At 61.9% G+C, this 14,532-nt stretch carries 29 protein-coding genes; 15 read left to right on the top strand and 14 right to left on the bottom strand.

Annotated features, from left to right (window positions below):
- Positions 1-109: 109 nt before the first annotated feature.
- Entirely contained in the window at positions 110-1,429 is a 1,320-nt protein-coding gene (locus HVO_RS06570; protein ID WP_004044535.1) for an RNB domain-containing ribonuclease, read from the top strand.
- Between the two features lie 138 nt (positions 1,430-1,567).
- Here HVO_RS06570 and HVO_RS06565 read toward each other — a convergent pair whose 3' ends face one another.
- The 7 genes from HVO_RS06565 to HVO_RS06540 form a co-directional block, all read right to left on the bottom strand.
- On the bottom strand, positions 1,568-1,807 hold the full coding sequence (locus HVO_RS06565; protein WP_013035451.1) for a DUF7385 family protein: 240 nt from the start codon (positions 1,805-1,807) through the stop codon (positions 1,568-1,570).
- Between the two features lie 96 nt (positions 1,808-1,903).
- Positions 1,904-2,278, bottom strand: a complete 375-nt coding sequence (locus HVO_RS06560; RefSeq protein ID WP_004044537.1) for a hypothetical protein — start codon at positions 2,276-2,278, stop codon at positions 1,904-1,906.
- A gap of 1,064 nt (positions 2,279-3,342) precedes the next feature.
- Positions 3,343-4,344 carry a tyrosine-type recombinase/integrase gene (locus tag HVO_RS06555; RefSeq protein WP_004044538.1) on the bottom strand — a complete coding sequence of 334 codons (1,002 nt, stop codon included), beginning with the start codon at positions 4,342-4,344 and terminating at the stop codon, positions 3,343-3,345.
- A complete protein-coding gene (locus HVO_RS20840) occupies positions 4,341-4,511 on the bottom strand; it encodes a hypothetical protein (protein WP_004044539.1) in 171 nt (56 codons plus the stop codon). Before HVO_RS20840 ends, HVO_RS06555 begins: the two co-directional genes overlap by 4 nt.
- Positions 4,508-4,699, bottom strand: a complete 192-nt coding sequence (locus HVO_RS06550) for a sigma factor-like helix-turn-helix DNA-binding protein (RefSeq protein ID WP_004044540.1) — start codon at positions 4,697-4,699, stop codon at positions 4,508-4,510. The genes HVO_RS20840 and HVO_RS06550 overlap by 4 nt, the downstream gene beginning before the upstream one ends.
- Complete coding sequence (locus tag HVO_RS06545; RefSeq protein ID WP_004044541.1) at positions 4,696-4,929, bottom strand: DUF7389 domain-containing protein; 234 nt, start codon at positions 4,927-4,929, stop codon at positions 4,696-4,698. The genes HVO_RS06550 and HVO_RS06545 overlap by 4 nt, the downstream gene beginning before the upstream one ends.
- A gap of 109 nt (positions 4,930-5,038) precedes the next feature.
- Entirely contained in the window at positions 5,039-5,224 is a 186-nt protein-coding gene (locus HVO_RS06540) for a ribbon-helix-helix domain-containing protein (RefSeq protein WP_004044542.1), read from the bottom strand.
- A 110-nt stretch (positions 5,225-5,334) separates the two neighbouring features.
- Between HVO_RS06540 and HVO_RS06535 the strand changes: the two genes are divergently transcribed.
- From HVO_RS06535 to HVO_RS20535, 4 genes are all read left to right on the top strand, one after another.
- On the top strand, positions 5,335-5,550 hold the full coding sequence (locus HVO_RS06535; RefSeq protein WP_004044543.1) for a ribbon-helix-helix domain-containing protein: 216 nt from the start codon (positions 5,335-5,337) through the stop codon (positions 5,548-5,550).
- A 367-nt stretch (positions 5,551-5,917) separates the two neighbouring features.
- The gene (locus HVO_RS20540; protein ID WP_144064038.1) at positions 5,918-6,517 is read left to right on the top strand and encodes a hypothetical protein; all 600 of its coding nucleotides are present in this window, start codon (positions 5,918-5,920) and stop codon (positions 6,515-6,517) included.
- Entirely contained in the window at positions 6,507-7,022 is a 516-nt protein-coding gene (locus HVO_RS06530) for a hypothetical protein (protein ID WP_049941501.1), read from the top strand. Before HVO_RS20540 ends, HVO_RS06530 begins: the two co-directional genes overlap by 11 nt.
- Positions 7,012-7,329, top strand: a complete 318-nt coding sequence (locus HVO_RS20535; RefSeq protein WP_144064037.1) for a hypothetical protein — start codon at positions 7,012-7,014, stop codon at positions 7,327-7,329. The genes HVO_RS06530 and HVO_RS20535 overlap by 11 nt, the downstream gene beginning before the upstream one ends.
- A 15-nt stretch (positions 7,330-7,344) precedes the next feature.
- On the opposite strand, the gene HVO_RS06525 is transcribed toward HVO_RS20535, so the two are convergent.
- The 6 genes from HVO_RS06525 to HVO_RS06500 all read right to left on the bottom strand — a co-directional run bounded on the left by HVO_RS06525 (position 7,345) and on the right by HVO_RS06500 (position 10,409).
- A complete protein-coding gene (locus tag HVO_RS06525; protein ID WP_004044545.1) occupies positions 7,345-7,929 on the bottom strand; it encodes a tyrosine-type recombinase/integrase in 585 nt (194 codons plus the stop codon).
- Between the two features lie 568 nt (positions 7,930-8,497).
- A complete protein-coding gene (locus HVO_RS06520; RefSeq protein ID WP_004044546.1) occupies positions 8,498-8,722 on the bottom strand; it encodes a hypothetical protein in 225 nt (74 codons plus the stop codon).
- Positions 8,719-9,333 (bottom strand): ATP-binding protein, encoded by a 615-nt coding sequence (locus tag HVO_RS06515; protein WP_004044547.1) that lies wholly within the window; start codon positions 9,331-9,333, stop codon positions 8,719-8,721. The genes HVO_RS06520 and HVO_RS06515 overlap by 4 nt, the downstream gene beginning before the upstream one ends.
- A 2-nt stretch (positions 9,334-9,335) precedes the next feature.
- Entirely contained in the window at positions 9,336-9,776 is a 441-nt protein-coding gene (locus HVO_RS06510) for a hypothetical protein (RefSeq protein ID WP_004044548.1), read from the bottom strand.
- Complete coding sequence (locus tag HVO_RS06505) at positions 9,769-10,230, bottom strand: hypothetical protein (RefSeq protein WP_236995480.1); 462 nt, start codon at positions 10,228-10,230, stop codon at positions 9,769-9,771. The genes HVO_RS06510 and HVO_RS06505 overlap by 8 nt, the downstream gene beginning before the upstream one ends.
- Positions 10,227-10,409 (bottom strand): hypothetical protein, encoded by a 183-nt coding sequence (locus tag HVO_RS06500; protein ID WP_004044550.1) that lies wholly within the window; start codon positions 10,407-10,409, stop codon positions 10,227-10,229. Before HVO_RS06500 ends, HVO_RS06505 begins: the two co-directional genes overlap by 4 nt.
- A 129-nt stretch (positions 10,410-10,538) precedes the next feature.
- Here HVO_RS06500 and HVO_RS06495 point away from each other — a divergent pair, with 129 nt between their 5' ends.
- The 10 genes from HVO_RS06495 to HVO_RS20830 are packed head-to-tail and all read left to right on the top strand — an operon-like array spanning position 10,539 to position 14,036.
- Positions 10,539-10,736, top strand: a complete 198-nt coding sequence (locus tag HVO_RS06495; protein ID WP_004044551.1) for a hypothetical protein — start codon at positions 10,539-10,541, stop codon at positions 10,734-10,736.
- A gap of 3 nt (positions 10,737-10,739) precedes the next feature.
- Positions 10,740-11,246, top strand: coding sequence for a hypothetical protein (locus HVO_RS06490; protein WP_004044552.1), 507 nt, complete (start codon positions 10,740-10,742; stop codon positions 11,244-11,246).
- Positions 11,247-11,256: 10 nt separating this feature from the next.
- The gene (locus HVO_RS06485; RefSeq protein WP_004044553.1) at positions 11,257-11,697 is read left to right on the top strand and encodes a 2OG-Fe(II) oxygenase family protein; all 441 of its coding nucleotides are present in this window, start codon (positions 11,257-11,259) and stop codon (positions 11,695-11,697) included.
- Positions 11,697-12,185: a hypothetical protein gene (locus HVO_RS06480; protein WP_013035306.1), complete on the top strand. Its 489-nt coding sequence runs from the start codon at positions 11,697-11,699 to the stop codon at positions 12,183-12,185. The genes HVO_RS06485 and HVO_RS06480 overlap by 1 nt, the downstream gene beginning before the upstream one ends.
- Positions 12,185-12,340: a hypothetical protein gene (locus tag HVO_RS20835; protein WP_004044555.1), complete on the top strand. Its 156-nt coding sequence runs from the start codon at positions 12,185-12,187 to the stop codon at positions 12,338-12,340. The genes HVO_RS06480 and HVO_RS20835 overlap by 1 nt, the downstream gene beginning before the upstream one ends.
- Positions 12,340-12,906 (top strand): hypothetical protein, encoded by a 567-nt coding sequence (locus tag HVO_RS06475; protein ID WP_004044556.1) that lies wholly within the window; start codon positions 12,340-12,342, stop codon positions 12,904-12,906. The genes HVO_RS20835 and HVO_RS06475 overlap by 1 nt, the downstream gene beginning before the upstream one ends.
- Positions 12,903-13,325, top strand: a complete 423-nt coding sequence (locus HVO_RS06470) for a hypothetical protein (protein ID WP_004044557.1) — start codon at positions 12,903-12,905, stop codon at positions 13,323-13,325. The genes HVO_RS06475 and HVO_RS06470 overlap by 4 nt, the downstream gene beginning before the upstream one ends.
- 1 nt (position 13,326) lies before the next feature.
- Complete coding sequence (locus HVO_RS06465) at positions 13,327-13,713, top strand: hypothetical protein (RefSeq protein WP_013035591.1); 387 nt, start codon at positions 13,327-13,329, stop codon at positions 13,711-13,713.
- Complete coding sequence (locus tag HVO_RS06460) at positions 13,706-13,906, top strand: hypothetical protein (RefSeq protein WP_004044559.1); 201 nt, start codon at positions 13,706-13,708, stop codon at positions 13,904-13,906. The genes HVO_RS06465 and HVO_RS06460 overlap by 8 nt, the downstream gene beginning before the upstream one ends.
- Entirely contained in the window at positions 13,896-14,036 is a 141-nt protein-coding gene (locus tag HVO_RS20830; RefSeq protein WP_004044560.1) for a hypothetical protein, read from the top strand. The genes HVO_RS06460 and HVO_RS20830 overlap by 11 nt, the downstream gene beginning before the upstream one ends.
- Here HVO_RS20830 and HVO_RS06455 read toward each other — a convergent pair.
- Positions 14,033-14,485 (bottom strand): hypothetical protein, encoded by a 453-nt coding sequence (locus HVO_RS06455; protein ID WP_004044561.1) that lies wholly within the window; start codon positions 14,483-14,485, stop codon positions 14,033-14,035. The two genes, HVO_RS20830 and HVO_RS06455, sit on opposite strands and share 4 nt — an antisense overlap.
- Positions 14,486-14,532 lie beyond the last annotated feature (47 nt).

The raw sequence follows: 14,532 nt of genomic DNA, 5'->3' as shown, positions 1-14,532 counted from the left end.
GCGGCCCGTCGCCGGGCCACACAAACGCGCGCCGACGAGTGATATCGATTCTCGTACGTCGCAGCTCGTGCCCGACACTCATTTCTCCCTGCCCCGTCTAGTCGGGGCTATGTCAGACGACGCGCAGGCGTACGCCGGGACCGCCGAAGGGCAAGGACCGGTGGAGATAGACGCCGAACTCGCGCGACACCTCCAGAACAAGCGCGAGGAACTGTTCGAGGAGTTCGAGATTCGTGACGCGTTCCCGCCGGAAGTCCTCTCGGAGGCGCGTGCGCGCACCGACGGCGTCCACGAGGAGATCGAAGACGAACTCGAACACCGCAAAGACCTCCGCGACCTCACGACGTGGACGACCGACCCCGTCGACGCCCAGGACTTCGACGACGCCCTGAGCATCCGCGAGAACGAGGAGACGTACACGCTGTGGGTCCACATCGCCGACGTGACCCACTACGTCCACCCCGGCTCGGAGATGTGGGCCGAGGCCGTCAAGCGCGGCAACACCGTCTACCTCCCCGCCTACACCATCCACATGCTCCCGCCGGCGCTGGCCGAGACGGTCTGTTCTCTCGTCCCCGAGGAGGACCGCCTCGCCCACACCGTCGAGATGGAAATCAAGAAGGACACGCTCTCGTTCGAGTCTATCGACATCTACAAGTCCGTCATCCACTCCAACGAACGGCTCACCTACACGCAGTGTGAAAACCGGCTGGAAGACCCCGACCTCCCCCTCCACGAGGAGAACGCGCTGGTCTTCGACCTCGCGGACCAACTCCACGAACAGCGCAAGGAAGACGGCTCGCTCGTCCTCAACCCGAGCCGCGACCGCGCCCACACCATCATCGAGGAGTGCATGCTGAAGGCGAACAAGGCCGTCACGCACGAACTCATGTGGAACCGCGGCGTCGAGGCGATGTACCGCGTCCACCCGCAGCCGACTCCCGACCAGTGGGACAAGGCGCTCCGCGAAATCACCGAACTCGACGGCGTGAGCATCCAGTCTACGTCGTGGGACGAGCCCCGAAAGGCCGTCAACGACGCCTTGGAGAGCGCGAACTCCCGCACGCTCAACAAGATTCAGCGCGCCGTGCTGAAGGTCATGCCCCGCGCGAAGTACATGAACGACCCCTTCGGCGGCCACTACGCGCTCAACTTCGACATCTACGGCCACTTCACCTCGCCAATCCGCCGGCTGTCGGACCTCATCAACCACTGGATCGTCCACGAAAACGACGTACCCGAAGACCTCGTCGAACTCTGCGACCGCGCCTCGGACCGCCAGAAAGACGCCGAGACGGCCGAGCGACTCTACAAGCAGTTCCTCCAAGAGGTCGGCTTGGACCCCTACGCGGTCAACAACCGCGGCATCGTCACCGTCGACGACGACGGCGAGGTCATCGACGAAAACGGCCTCCCGCCGCAGGAATAACCCGGCGGTCGCTCCCGTTCGACCACTTGTTTTTGGCCGACGAGAATCCACCGGCCGCGACTGGCGAGACGGGCGCGGAGTGACGGACTCGTAACCGGGAGGCTGAAACGGTGGCCCGCGTCCGACCGCCACGACCGCTTACTCCTCTTGTTTGTGCGTGAACAGGAGCACGTCGCCGTCGTGTTGGGTCACACAGAGGTCGAGCATCATGCTCAGTTCGAGGCTGTTGTAGTCGTTCTCGCAGACGACCAAGTCGTCGAACGGCTTCTCGCACGCCGGACAGGCGATAGAGACGGTGTTTTGGTAGGTGGTGACGCCGCCGTTGGACTCGTAGGGCGTGAGCGACGACCGGAGTTCGTCGAGTTCCTCGTCGTTCATGGACGTGTTGTGCGCGCGGCGTGCGTATAATTCTTCACGGTCGGACATCGGTCACGGTCGGACGTGACAGCGGATTGCCGACTCGCGACTGCCGGCTCACGACCGTCCAGCGTCGTCCAGCCCGCAGACCCACCGGAAGTGCGGGTGCACCCACGACAGCCCCGCGGCGTTGGCCTCGACCCACGACGACGGGTCGCTCAGCCGACGCGACAGCACCTCCGCGCGCTCCTCGTGCGTTCCCTCCCGGTCGAACGGTATCAGTTCGAGCGTCCGCGACGCGGGGTTGAAGAAGACCGCCCGCTGGGTGTCCGCGGCGAGTCCGACCAGCCGCGAGCCGTTGGCGTCTCTCTGGAGCAACGCCTGCGCCATCCGGTGTTGGTGGACCCCGCGGCGCGTCTCGCGGAGTTTCGAGACGATTGCTCGAAAGAGGGCCGTCGGGTCCGACGGGGGTTCGCCTCGTCGTGTTTCCATACCGACGCCCTCGGAGCGAGACGGTAAGAGGGTCCGCCATGAGCGGGGTGAAAGTGTCGGGTTCGGCGGAAGTGAACGATGTTTCCGAGCGCGCTCGACGGCCGAGTCACGCTCGGACGACGAACAAAGCCGGTTTTCGTTCAGCAACGCTGACCGGCCCGAGCTCGTCCGGTACGACGGGGAGTGGTACTTCGTTCGGGTCGCGATTGTGTAGTCGTAGAGCGCGACGACTCAGTATTCACCACGGTGGGAAGCGTCACAAAAACAGCGGTAGCCTAGGCTGTGAGGTACTGTGCAGAAATGACAATTTTAAAATAATTCTCTGCGTACGATGAGACTATGGACGTCCCTCCAAAAGACTTCATGCTGGGGCGGTCCAGCGCATGGTCCAGTAGATCTGTACTGGTGATTGTTTCGTTTCCTTCGATTGGATTCGCTGCGGTCGTATCTCGATTTCTTGGTATCAGCTCACCGAATTCAATCGTTGAACTTCTCTATTTTATAAGCACGTACTGCACTCTACTTGCCATATCGATGTTCAGTTCGTACTTCGCGGCATATCAACTCGGCATTGGACGGCAATGAGAAACGGGACGTACATCTGTTCGCGACGCAGTTGATACTCGCAGGGCTCCTGACGGAGTCACGACTCGTCGTGTTGCGTCGCGAAAATGGTAGTGGACTTGCGGGGTCCCCACGAGCAGTGCGAGACGACCGTGTCGTCTCGCTGGCCATGCGGGCGACTCACGGGTCGCTCGCAGACGAAGCGAGTGGGGGCAAGCGAGTCCAGTGACTGACGGAACGAAGTGACGGAAGGAAATGGACTCGCGGGGATATTGAACCACGGTCACTCCCGTTCGCTCGCGCTGCTCGCTCACCTCTCGTTCCCTGATTCAAATCCCCGCTCAAACAGGCACTACATCACGCGACGCAGGAGGTACTCGTCGGACTCCTCGCGGAGTCACGACTCGCTGAGTTGCGTCGCGAAAATGGTAGTGGACTCGCGGGGAAGGTCCCGGTCGGGAATCGCACGGGGCTGTGCGGCTGGCAGGTAGTGTTGTGACTCATGGCAGGTTCTGGATTCGAACGTTCATCTTCTCGCGCGGGGTCCGCGCGTCGTAGTGCTGGTACAGGATGTCGAGCGACACGTCCGACCGCTCCGAAATCGTCTCCGGCGAGACCTCGCGGTTCAGGTAGGCCGTGATGTGTCCTCGACGAACGGCGTGGGGCGACCGCGACGACGGGCACCGACTCGGATAGCCGTCTGACCCGACCGCGTCGCACGTCGCTCGCTCGCGGTCGTGCGGACAGTCGCCGTACTCGCAGGGGCGCGTCAGCTTCCCGACCCACTTGTAGATGGTATCGCCGGTCGGACGGCCGTACTTCGACGTTATCAGCGGGCGGCGGCCGTGGTCGTCGACGACATCGTGCCGGTTCGTCGCGGCGTACTCGTCGACGACCTCGAACCACTCGGGACCGAGGTAGACCCACCGCTCGCCCTTCGTGCCGTTCTTCAGAGCGGTATCGGTCTCCGGCCGATGGACCAACTCGACGGCGTGGTCGTCGGCGTGCAGGTCGCCGACATCGAGCGCCCGAAGCGCACCCCGACGCATTCCGGTTCGCCAGAGCAACGCCATGATGACGTGCTCGCGGCTGGCGTACTGGTAGCGGTCGAGGTAGTCGAGAATCGATTCGGCGCGGTCCGCCGACAGGTGGACGTCGCGCGCCTCGGCACCGTCGGGAAGCTCCGGCGCGTGAACGCGCTCGCGAAGGCCGTCCTCGACGCCCTCGATGTCGGCCCAGAAACCGAGCGCCGCCCGCACGGTGCTCAGTTGCTTCTGGAGCGTGATGGGCGCGATGTCGCCTCGGCGCCACGCGACGAAGTCGGCGAGGTCGCGGCCGGACAGGTCGTTCAGGTTCTCGATGCCGACCTCCTCGCACCAGTCGAGGAAGTGGTTCAGCCGAGTGCGCGAGTTCTGCAGGGTCGAGTCGCGGACGCTCGGTTCGCGGTGACGCAGGAAGCGCGTGACGCCCTCCTCGGGGGAGAGCGGTTCGAGGTCGGTCACTCGTCTCCCTCCGTTTCGTCAGGCCACCGAACGAGGTAGTGCGCGCCGCTACGGCTGATGTCGTGGATGATGCCGAGGTCGTCGTCGTCGAGGTTGTTGTTGACCTCTCTGGCGGTTTCTGAATCCCACGCTTCACCGATTTGAGCGATGATTTCGAGGTCGGTCACGCTCCACCCCGCTTGTCGAGCTTGCGCCGAGCGCGGTACAGGAGCGTCCGCACAGTCGACGGGTCACGTCCGGTCCGGCGTGCGAACTCGGTCGGCGTCTCGTCGCCCTCGTCGACGGCGAGATAGGCGTCGGTCTCCGCGGGCGAGAGTCCGGCGGTAAACGTCCCGAGGTTCGTCTGGGCGCTCACGCGCTGGCACCTCCGAGTTCCGTCTGGGCGTCGTCGTGTCGACGGCGACCGTCCGGCTGGATGGTGCGGATGTCGTCAGCCCACTCGCGCAGTCGCTCGCGGGCACCGTTCACCTTCTCGTCGAGTTCTTCGAGCGAGTCGGCCGAGACCTCGACCTGCATCTTCTCCTTGTCCTGCGACCCGGTGCCGCGGGTGACGACGAGCTTCACGTCGAACGAATCGTCACTCACGGTCAGAACACCTCGACGCAGTACGCAACGCTGGACTTACGTGCCGCGCGCGACTGCTCCGAATCGGGGACCTCCGGGTTGCTGGCAGGCGCTTTGGACGGTCCCCTGTTCATGCTTCTGCGGGCGGTTCGTCGGTCAGTTGGAGTTCGGGCGTCTCGAACGGTGAGTCCGGTGCCTGCTGGATGAGGTGACGGACGTACGCCGCACGCGATTTCCCGTGAGCTCGGGCGTTTTCGTCGATTTTCTCTAGCATCTCCGGCGGCATGGAGATGCTCACGTTTACTGAGACTTCCATTGCGCTTGGTAGTATTGTAACGAGTTACTTATTACTTACTCCCTAAGCGACCACATCAACGAGGTAGTATCTTCCCAAGGTATTCAATCATTGAATCAATAATTGATTGTATGAGCACCGCCTACGATACGGACGGAAGCGGTTCCCGGAACATTTCTCTCAAAGTGGGCGACGACTTCGTCGAAGACTTCGACCGCGCGATAAAGAGAGGTCAGTTAAACGGGGAGCTACCCATGGATATGTCTCGAAGCGAGGCAATTCGCCGTTTGATGAAGATGGCGATTGAGGACCCGTCTCTGCTTGCCAGCGAAGAAGACGAGGATTGAACGTAGGTGTAGGATACGTGAGACAATTTAACTGGGAGCACTCAAACCGCCTGAAGAAGGAGCTATCTCGGTCATGCAAATTCTGGGTTGGAGATACTCTGGAAGACAGAAACGGGACGCGGTGGGAAATAGACGATGTGGCGTTTTCTGTTGAGGAGTCTGGTCCGATTTACAAAATCGGGAAATACTCTGAACCGAGGTCAGACTGGCGGAGTAGTGGGTTCGTTGAACAGATGGAAGTGATCGAAGAAGCGAATCGACCTGCGCCTCCATGGTAGCGAATGAACGGCTAGACCTTATTGAGGCGACAGTCAGAAAGGAAGTTGACCGGCAGAAGCGTGAGATTGGCGACAGCTAAACTAGAACGATGGAATACTTAGAGATCACAGGCAAGCGGGCTGGGCCTCGAATAAGAGATGCGGCAGACATCCCGGGAGAGTTTGGAATTGAATACGGGACAGTCCCATCAAGTTTCGCAGAGAAAGATGCGCGAGAGATATCTGAGGAAGATCTCAAAGGGACCGACCTCACTTGGGAGAAATTCAAGCCGGTTTCTGATTTTGTCAATTTAGCTTCTGGAAGCGACATAATCGAAGGCTTGCCATGGTATTATGAGATCCTTTTTGAGTATACTGGGGACCACCCGATTGAGGTGGGATTCAACAGAGTAGAACAGACACAACACATTGCTGGCGGCGCGAGGTTAAGCAGTACAGCGGAATACGAACCACTAGAGATCGTCCCTGGAGAGAGTCACACATATCAATTCGATTTGCCTTCCCCGAGTGTTGATGGAATCATGCAGATAGAGATTCAACCATCGACAGATGATGTTGACCGACTCCGTTTCCGGGACGACGACGGCTCAGAGAATGCAAAACACAGCCAAGTTCTGAGAGTGAACGAAAATGAATCGCTCCGTCAACTATACCAACTTTCGTCAGAAGGGCACAAGGATGACTCATAACGGAGGACCACAGGTCGATGAGGGCGGCCTCGGAAATACACCATCCGGAAATTTCCGCGTCCAACAAGACGAGTTGGAGTGGGAGGATCTCCCTCCAGAAGCCAAGCAGCAAATAATCGAGATGTCTGCCGCAGAGATCTCAGAAAGGCTCGCTAAGGAAGAAGTTCTGTTTCATGCAGTAAATCCTTTGGACTCTGGTTTGTCTAAAGTGCAGAATCCAGACTTCTACTCAGAGGTCGCTAAATCATTTAGTGAGCAACAACTTGGGGTAATCGGAGAGAATATACAGCCACACGACCTTGTTACAGACACAGAGGAGGTAGACATGACTGCTCAATCGTCACTCTCTAGAGTGCTAGATATCGCGTTACTGGACCACCCAGTAGCGACTCTGTACGCTCTGGGTATAGTGACGTTCATGCTCGCATTCTATCTCCAGAGTATTCTTATCGCTTTAGCTGGGGCGGCTATTCTGATAGTGACGGCACTACACTATGCAGATTGATTTTGCCGAAGCAATATCAGCGATAGCAAGTACAGATAATACGGGGGTCGCAGCTATTGCTGGTGTCACTCTCATCATACTCGGCTATATGTTCTTTAAGTCCCAATCCGAGACTGTTCAGATAATCGCAGATGATCTAAATATAATTCTCAAATCCGCCATCCTTTGTGTATTCACGGTGGCAGGATTCTGGAGGTCAGCAATACCAGGAAGTAGTGATTCCGTGATCGTAGTATCGCTATTAGTTACGTTCGGAGCATTGAGATTTATAGTAGTAAAGATACAGCAGCAGGTGGCTGACGCATAGCCGTACGGCGCTATCTCACAACCACTCGATTTTGCCCATCCCACGCGCCTGTGCTTCGAGACTGTATGCACCGAGGTAGTGTTCTCTGAACGTCTCCCAGTCCTCCCAACCGCCCCACTCCATCACCAGTCCGGGCTCGACCTCCGCACCGACCAGTAGCGTCCCCCACGTCCGTCGGAGGTCGTGCGGGCCGAGGAACGACCAGCCAACGTCCTCGGTCTCCTCGACCAGCTGGTCGCCAGCCTTGGTGACCCAGTTCCGTACGGTTCGAGTCGTCCGGTCGACGACGGGTGTATCGCTCGACTCGTCGCGATAGTCGCCGACCGCCGCGATCGTCGCCGCGAGGTCAGTCGGGATGGGCGTCTCTCGGTACTTCGAACCCTTCCCCTCCCACACCCGGAGGAACTTCCCGACCTCCGTGTCGACTACGTCGTCGGGCGTGACTTCCACGACCTCCGCGACACGGAGCCCACATCGCGCACCGAGGGCGAACGCGACTCGCTGCTCAGTCCCGTCGGCGACGTCGAGGAGTGTATCAACCTCGCTCCGACTGAGCCACACCTTCTTCCCGTCCTTGCTCTCGTAGTCCTGCATCTTCATTTCCGGTTACCTCACATCTCGGAAGAATAGCGCCAGTATCCTAGTCTTTTCCCCGTGTCGAAGACTGAAATCGAGTCGATTCTTTCCGACTCTCAGGTGTTTTCGGAGAGTCAATAGTACGTGGCGGGCCGGAGTCGCTTGATAAGACGGCACAAGTACGACGGACACCGCTTCGAGTGAGTAACGGAGTAGTGCTCGAACTGAATGTGGTTCTCGTAACAACGCCCACAGCGGACACATTGACGACGCCCGCACTCGTAGCACGTCGGCCGCGGTCGTGTGCAAGTCATAGGTCGAGAACTGTGTCGACCATCGGTCGGTAGAGCGACATCCCTGCGTTCAGTCCACCGAGGAACCCGGCCACGAACGAGAAGGTCGTCGCGACTGAGACCGCGAGAAACGCGATGTCAGCCGGAACGACGGGGGCAGTCACCGGCCGTCCCTCCATCCTCGACGAGCCGCGCGCGCCGCGACGTAGACCGCGGCCGCGAGGCCGACCAACTCTCCGACGACGCCGAACAATCGACTCGACGGACTGGGTGGCTCAGGCGGTGGAAGGAGGAGGTCGTCACTCACGCGACTCACCCCACGAGATGACGAGTGCCTTCTTCGCGTCGGTCGTCAGGGGGTCCTGTATCTGCGACTCTGGCGGCACGTCGTAGGTCCACCACGAGACGACGTCCTCCGATAGCCACTCCGCGAGCGTCCGAAGCGCGTCAACGACATCGGTCTCGTCGTCCTCGACCGGCTGGAGATACACCCGCGTCCCGCCGAATCGGAAGTGCGTGTTCATGCGTACGCCTCCTGCGTCTCCGCGCGGTGCAGCACGTTCATCCGCTTGTCGAAGACGACGTACTGGTACGGCTCGGTCGGGAGGTCGTCGCGCGGTATCGAGAAGTACCGCAGAAAGCCGTCGTGGAACACGGCCCACTCACCGACCCACACCCAGAACTTGCATTGCTTGATGGGCGTGTAATCGAGGTCCGAGGGGTCCTGCGTGGCGATAACGACCTTCAGCCCCTTGTCGCGGTCCTCGTGGAGCATCCGCTTCACCGGGTTGTCCGACTCGACCTCGCCGTCGGGAAGGACGTTCTGCGCCTCGTCGAAGATGACCTGCGTCGGGAAGCCCGTCGCCTCGTGATACTCGTGGGCGACCGTCCGCGCCTGCCGCGCCGTTTCGAGCGGGGAGTCGGTCACCCAGTTCAGTCGCGTCGCGTCCGACGCGCGAGCTTCGCCGACCGACCGGACCGTCGCGGCGTCGTCGAGGTCGCGCCCGGTGATGCCGTCGGTGTTGGTGAAGTTGACCCAGATACTCAGACCGGGGAACTCGGCTTGCATCTCGCGCAGCAGGGTCGTCTTCCCGCCGCCGGAGTCGCCGGTGACGACCGTGTGGTACGCCTGCATCGTCACGCACCTCCGACACCCGCGAGCGGCGCGAGGTCGTCGTCGAGGTCCTCGTCGTTCTGACCCGCGTCGTCGCTCTGGTCGCCGTCGTTCTGCTCCTCGACGTGGTCGAGAATCAGGACGGCCGTCTCGGCGAGCCCGACGACTACGTCGAAGCCGGCGGGCATCCCGTCGATGTCGCCCATCTTCTGGAACCCGCGGAAGACCCGCTTCGGGCCGCCGCGCTCCGGAGCCCACGGCGATTCGATTTCGTCGAGCGACCGCTTCGGTTCTGTCGAGAGCACCATGTCGCGGAGCGTCGACGACGACCCCACCGACTCCTCCGCGGGCGCACCCTCAGCAGCCGCGTGGTTCGCCGTAGCGCCCATGTTCGGGACGCCGGCGTCACGGACGAACGTGTCGCCCGGCGACGGTGGGGACGGTGTCTCGCCGTCCTCAGGCATCGTACGCCTCCCCGCACTCGATGCAGACGCGGTCGTACTGGGTCAGGACCGCCGTGTTCTTCGCGGACGGGTTGCGAGCGCGCAGAACAGCGTCGGCGTCGACGTAGTCGTCCGACCCGCAGTCGGGACACCCGTCGACCTCCTCAGTGTCCTTGCCGCCGTCCGTGACGGGCTCAGGCGCGCCGTGGATGGGGTTTCCGCCGTCGGTCATCGCCTTCTGAGTGTCCGACACTTCGATGTCCCCCGATTCGGGCGGGTTCGCCGGGTCACTATCGGGGACTGAACCGCGCTCGCCGGCTGGCTCACCAGCGCCGTCGAGGGGCTGAATCATCGTGTCCCAGTCTCGAAGCGGGCACCCCGGCCGGTGGTTGTGGATTCCCTGCGCCGCGTAGAACAGCCCGCAATGCTCGCATTGCTGGTCCGTGGGGTTCTGAGGCTCTTTACTGCCGTTCATGCGATGAGCCCTCCGAGCATCGAGACGCCCGACTGAGTGAAGTGTACTGCACCGCTGAGTGCGCCACACTCGCCGAGGATGCCGATTCCGAACGCTCCTTTCACGAATGGTCTCGTCTCGTCCGAAGCCCGGAGATAGGCCACGAGCGTGCCGAGAACTAGTGTCGGGTAGCCAATCATACTGTGTCGAACAGTCAGTCGACCGTGAATGTAAAATAACGAGTGCTGTACGACGCTCAATAATTGAATTGTTGAGCGTATTCCACTACACTTCGAACTTTTTCACAATCGCTCGTTGTCGGAAATGGAATGACGAAAGTACCACTTGAACTACTCGGCATCGAGGTCGATACTGACGACCCCGGTGAATCCGCACAGAACCTCGGTCTCGGGGTTATCGGCGTCACCCTCACGATGGCCGTCGTCGGAGCAGGAGCGTATCTGTACAACACCGCACGGCAGAAGGCCGGCGTCACCGATGATGACGTGAACATTCCGGGGGTCTAACCGATGCCGGGAACACTCAGCTACAACGAAGACCTCGCCGAACTCGACGGCGACGTGCGACCCATCCGCGGCAGCGACCTCGACCAGGACACGGTCAAGGCCGGCGCGGAGGTCACGGTCTACCGCGAGAAGGTCCCGCAGGACAAGGACCTCTGGTTCGGAGCGGGCGGGAAGGACCGCGAAAGCGCGGACTCCTCGCCCATGCACGCGGACATCGTCGCCACGGGCAACGGGTCGGGCACCGAGGGCGACACCATCAGCGGCACGCTCTACGCGGCCATCACCGACTCCGACGGCCGTGCGATGTTCACGCGCAAGCTCGGTGACCTCGAACTGCTCGCAGAGTATGCCAGCGAGTCGCCCACCGAGCGCCCGCTGATGTACTCGCTCGCTCCGTACGCGACGGCGGGTCGGCACATCGAGTTCCGCATCGACGCCGACTCGAACAGCGACGGAAAGGAAATCGACCCGGCTAACAGCGACGTGATGCTGTACCGGAGTTCGCTGTAGAGGTCCCACCATGGGAATTTTATCGAAGCTCACGACCGACGAGCGCCGCGAGACGCCGCACATCCAAGACGAGGTCCCGGCCGACACTACCGGCCACGAGGTCGCGTGGGTCGCGCCCGCCGACTGCACCGTCGAGCAGCTGTCGCTGTGGGCGGTCCCCGGGTCGGAGGACGCCCTGCAGTTGCGACCAGTGATTCGGCGCATCCGGGGTGACCCGGACAACCCGGAGTCTGCCGAGGATACCGACATTCCGAGCTACGGCGGCGGCGAGCAGTTCGTGACCGGTGAGCCCGACGGCGACCGCTACCACGTCAACGCGGAGATGCGCAAGGGTGACCGTATCGTCATCATCACCGACAACAAGAGCACCGACTACGCCTACCGCTTCCGCGCGCTCCCGACCGTCGATTACCTCGGTGGGATTCGGCGCGTCATCGGGGGGGTGTTCTGATGCCCGGTCGTGCACCGTGGGGACAGTCCGGAACAAAAGGGAGCGGCGAGACACTCGCCGTGAACAACCGACCAACCATCGTCACCAAGTCGTTCGGCCAGACCGCGACCGTCGCGGCTGGTTCGAAGCAGACGACCAACATCTACGCTCCAGAGGGCAAGGTCTGGAAGGTCATCGGGATGGAGCTCGAAGCTCCAAACCCCGGAGGAGACGGCTCTGGAGACCATTTCTTCTACGTGTGGAGCGCGGGCCACGTTCGGATGATGAACGGAGGCGGCCCGGACGACGATGCCGTCTACTGGCGGAACTCGACGTGGAGTGTCAACTCGGCGGCTCCGCAAGATACTGCGGCGTCGCTGAATGCGCTCACGAACCTCAAAGCAACGGAGTCAAAAAGCATCCGCATCACCTACAACGGTAACAATCTGACTGCGGACCAGACAGGACACCGGGAAATCAAATTCGTCTTCGAGGAGGTCAGCTACTAATGGAGATTCCCGATTTTCCCGGACCACGGAGTGCCGAGGAAGGAGAGACTTACCGCTTCGAGTTTGGAGACGAATCGGAGCATCTGACAGTCATCGAGATGACGGTTGGAGATGATGGAGACGTGACACTCACAACCACGGAGGTCGATGATTGATGATAATCGACCCAGACGAGTCCGGTGGTGGAGTCCCCGGAGGCAGCGAGTCCATCCCGGGCAACTCCGACGATGATGACGACAACACCATCGACACCGGCGACTACCTCGACGACGACGGCGGGACTGGCGGGTACGGCTCCATCGGCGATGACGACGGCCTCGACCCCGGCAACTCTGAGAGCGGGATGCCGGGCGGAGGTGACCCGGCGAACGACGCCGTCTCCCCCGATCCGAACGAAAACAGCGACGGCGACGAGGTCACGGTCAACCCCGACGGATCGGTGAGCATCGACGAGGACCGACTGAGCGGCGGCTACGAGAGCGTCGAGGATGTCGTCGACGAGGTCCGCAACATCGTCGGCGGCGGGTCGAGCGAGACGCCGCAAGTCGGTGAAATCACCGCTCTGGAGGAGCAACTTCGCAACCTCCGCGAAAGTCTCACCGGGATGGGCGAGTCGACCGGCGACTCGTCGAGCGGCGGGCTTCTCGCGGCTGGCGCGGCTGGCGTCGCGGTTGTCGTCGCCATCGGCGCGGCGGTCCTCGCGGGAGGTGACGACAAGTGAGCGGTCCGCTCGGACTCGACTGGGTCGATAACTCCGAGGAGTGGGACCCGTCCGACCCGGCCGTGCTTGCGACCGTCCGCGAGCACGGCGGCGACACCTTCGCCGACCGCATCCACCTCCTCGGTGATGGTCGCCTCCGCCAGCAGGTCCTGATGGACGGCGACCCGTTCGCGTCGACCTACTTCGACATCGACTCGTCGCTCGCCTCGACGAGCGAGAGCGACGACGGCGAGACCTCGGTCGGCGGTGGGTCGTCGCCGGGCGGCTCGTCGAGCCCGTCGGCGGACACCGACGACTCGACCGAGAACGCGCCGGGCGTCGGATGGCTCCTCGATGGCGATGGGTCACGTCGCAACTTCATCGCGCTCGGGGTGGCCGCCGCGGTCGCCATCGGCGCAGTCGTCTTCGGAGGTGGCTGACGTGCCCGACACGAACGGAACCGGTACCTTCGGGGACGGCTCCAACAACTGGCTCGGCGGCATCGACGATTTCGTCAGCGACCCCGGTCAGGCCGTCCGCGACCCGTACGATACGGTCGCGGGCGCAGCGGACGCCGCCGCGCTCAACTTCGATGAGGGCGTCGGCGGGCTCGTCTCGCTGTTCGATGACGAAGCCGGGAACACCGCTGGTCCGGGCGGGACGCCGTGGATAGAGGACCCGCAGGACGGGCAGGCGTCGAACCCGACGCGCGGGACAGGACTCGCCGCGAAGGTGTGGATTGTCGTCGCGGTCGTCGTCGGGCTTGTGCTCCTGTATCTGCTCCGTCCGCTGCTCGAAATCATCGCGGGAGTGGTCGGCGATGAGTGAGCTAACCGACCTCATCTTGCAGACGACCGACCCGGTGACGGCGCTGCTCCTCCTCGGCGTCGCCGCGCTGGTTCTCTGGGTCCGGCAAGACCTCCATGAGGACTTGCGCATCATTCGTGGGCGCGTGCGGCGGGTCGAGGACTGGGCGGTAGCTACCGACGGCGGCGTCGAGGAGGACGACGATGGACGGTAGTGTCACACTCAGTCCGCTGGAACTCCTCGCGGTCGCGGCGCTCCCACTCTCGGCGATTTCGGGAGTGCTGAAGGCGCAGATACAGCGGCGGTTCGGACAGCAAAAAAAGACCGACGACGACTCTTCTTAGCTACTCGTACTCTTTCCCTTCGTCGGGGAGGCCCGATTCGCGCTCGCGTTGACCTCCTCCGGCTGGTAGATGATGATTTCCCCCCAGTCCAACTCGACGTAGTCGTCTCGGATGAGGGGCTTCAGGACGCGACGGCGGACGGCGTCTTTCGGGATTCCTGCTCGCTCGGCGACCTTCGAGATAGCAGTCGTCACGTCGATGCGACGACCGTTCGGGTCGTACGCCTCGGCAGTCCGTCGGAGCGCGAGGTAGCCGTCTCGCAGAATCTCATCGTCAGGGAGGTTGTTGTCGGACTCATCTCGAACGGTCCGCGCGACCTCCTCCATGTGGGACCGGATGTCGTCGCTTATCGACCCGTCGAGAGCGCTGGTGTAGTCTTCCTTCAGGTCCTCGTCGACGCGGACGGTCACCGTCGTGCTCTCGGTCCGCTCGGTCTTCATTCGGCTCATAGGGCACCTCTGTACTGCAGCGTGTCACACTCGTAATACGCAGACGG

Source organism: Haloferax volcanii DS2, from assembly GCF_000025685.1.
In the GTDB taxonomy this organism is placed as follows: domain Archaea; phylum Halobacteriota; class Halobacteria; order Halobacteriales; family Haloferacaceae; genus Haloferax; species Haloferax volcanii.
The sequence above is the reverse complement of the archived record's forward strand: the minus strand, read 5'-3'. Positions and strand labels throughout refer to the sequence as shown.

Excerpts from the sequence above, each read along its gene's own strand:
- HVO_RS06500 (WP_004044550.1), bottom strand. The coding sequence starts at position 10,409 with ATGATTGGCTACCCGACACTAGTTCTCGGCACGCTCGTGGCCTATCTC.
- HVO_RS06505 (WP_236995480.1), bottom strand. The coding sequence starts at position 10,230 with ATGAACGGCAGTAAAGAGCCTCAGAACCCCACGGACCAGCAATGCGAG.
- HVO_RS06535 (WP_004044543.1), top strand. The coding sequence starts at position 5,335 with ATGAGCACCGCCTACGATACGGACGGAAGCGGTTCCCGGAACATTTCT.
- HVO_RS06530 (WP_049941501.1), top strand. The coding sequence starts at position 6,507 with ATGACTCATAACGGAGGACCACAGGTCGATGAGGGCGGCCTCGGAAAT.
- HVO_RS06510 (WP_004044548.1), bottom strand. The coding sequence starts at position 9,776 with ATGCCTGAGGACGGCGAGACACCGTCCCCACCGTCGCCGGGCGACACG.
- HVO_RS06525 (WP_004044545.1), bottom strand. The coding sequence starts at position 7,929 with ATGAAGATGCAGGACTACGAGAGCAAGGACGGGAAGAAGGTGTGGCTC.
- HVO_RS06565 (WP_013035451.1), bottom strand. The coding sequence starts at position 1,807 with ATGAACGACGAGGAACTCGACGAACTCCGGTCGTCGCTCACGCCCTAC.
- HVO_RS06460 (WP_004044559.1), top strand. The coding sequence starts at position 13,706 with ATGAGTGAGCTAACCGACCTCATCTTGCAGACGACCGACCCGGTGACG.
- HVO_RS06520 (WP_004044546.1), bottom strand. The coding sequence starts at position 8,722 with ATGAACACGCACTTCCGATTCGGCGGGACGCGGGTGTATCTCCAGCCG.
- HVO_RS06485 (WP_004044553.1), top strand. The coding sequence starts at position 11,257 with ATGGGAATTTTATCGAAGCTCACGACCGACGAGCGCCGCGAGACGCCG.
- HVO_RS06480 (WP_013035306.1), top strand. The coding sequence starts at position 11,697 with ATGCCCGGTCGTGCACCGTGGGGACAGTCCGGAACAAAAGGGAGCGGC.
- HVO_RS20535 (WP_144064037.1), top strand. The coding sequence starts at position 7,012 with ATGCAGATTGATTTTGCCGAAGCAATATCAGCGATAGCAAGTACAGAT.
- HVO_RS20835 (WP_004044555.1), top strand. The coding sequence starts at position 12,185 with ATGGAGATTCCCGATTTTCCCGGACCACGGAGTGCCGAGGAAGGAGAG.
- HVO_RS06455 (WP_004044561.1), bottom strand. The coding sequence starts at position 14,485 with ATGAGCCGAATGAAGACCGAGCGGACCGAGAGCACGACGGTGACCGTC.
- HVO_RS06560 (WP_004044537.1), bottom strand. The coding sequence starts at position 2,278 with ATGGAAACACGACGAGGCGAACCCCCGTCGGACCCGACGGCCCTCTTT.
- HVO_RS06570 (WP_004044535.1), top strand. The coding sequence starts at position 110 with ATGTCAGACGACGCGCAGGCGTACGCCGGGACCGCCGAAGGGCAAGGA.
- HVO_RS20540 (WP_144064038.1), top strand. The coding sequence starts at position 5,918 with ATGGAATACTTAGAGATCACAGGCAAGCGGGCTGGGCCTCGAATAAGA.
- HVO_RS06540 (WP_004044542.1), bottom strand. The coding sequence starts at position 5,224 with ATGGAAGTCTCAGTAAACGTGAGCATCTCCATGCCGCCGGAGATGCTA.
- HVO_RS06475 (WP_004044556.1), top strand. The coding sequence starts at position 12,340 with ATGATAATCGACCCAGACGAGTCCGGTGGTGGAGTCCCCGGAGGCAGC.
- HVO_RS20830 (WP_004044560.1), top strand. The coding sequence starts at position 13,896 with ATGGACGGTAGTGTCACACTCAGTCCGCTGGAACTCCTCGCGGTCGCG.
- HVO_RS06495 (WP_004044551.1), top strand. The coding sequence starts at position 10,539 with ATGACGAAAGTACCACTTGAACTACTCGGCATCGAGGTCGATACTGAC.
- HVO_RS06490 (WP_004044552.1), top strand. The coding sequence starts at position 10,740 with ATGCCGGGAACACTCAGCTACAACGAAGACCTCGCCGAACTCGACGGC.
- HVO_RS06515 (WP_004044547.1), bottom strand. The coding sequence starts at position 9,333 with ATGCAGGCGTACCACACGGTCGTCACCGGCGACTCCGGCGGCGGGAAG.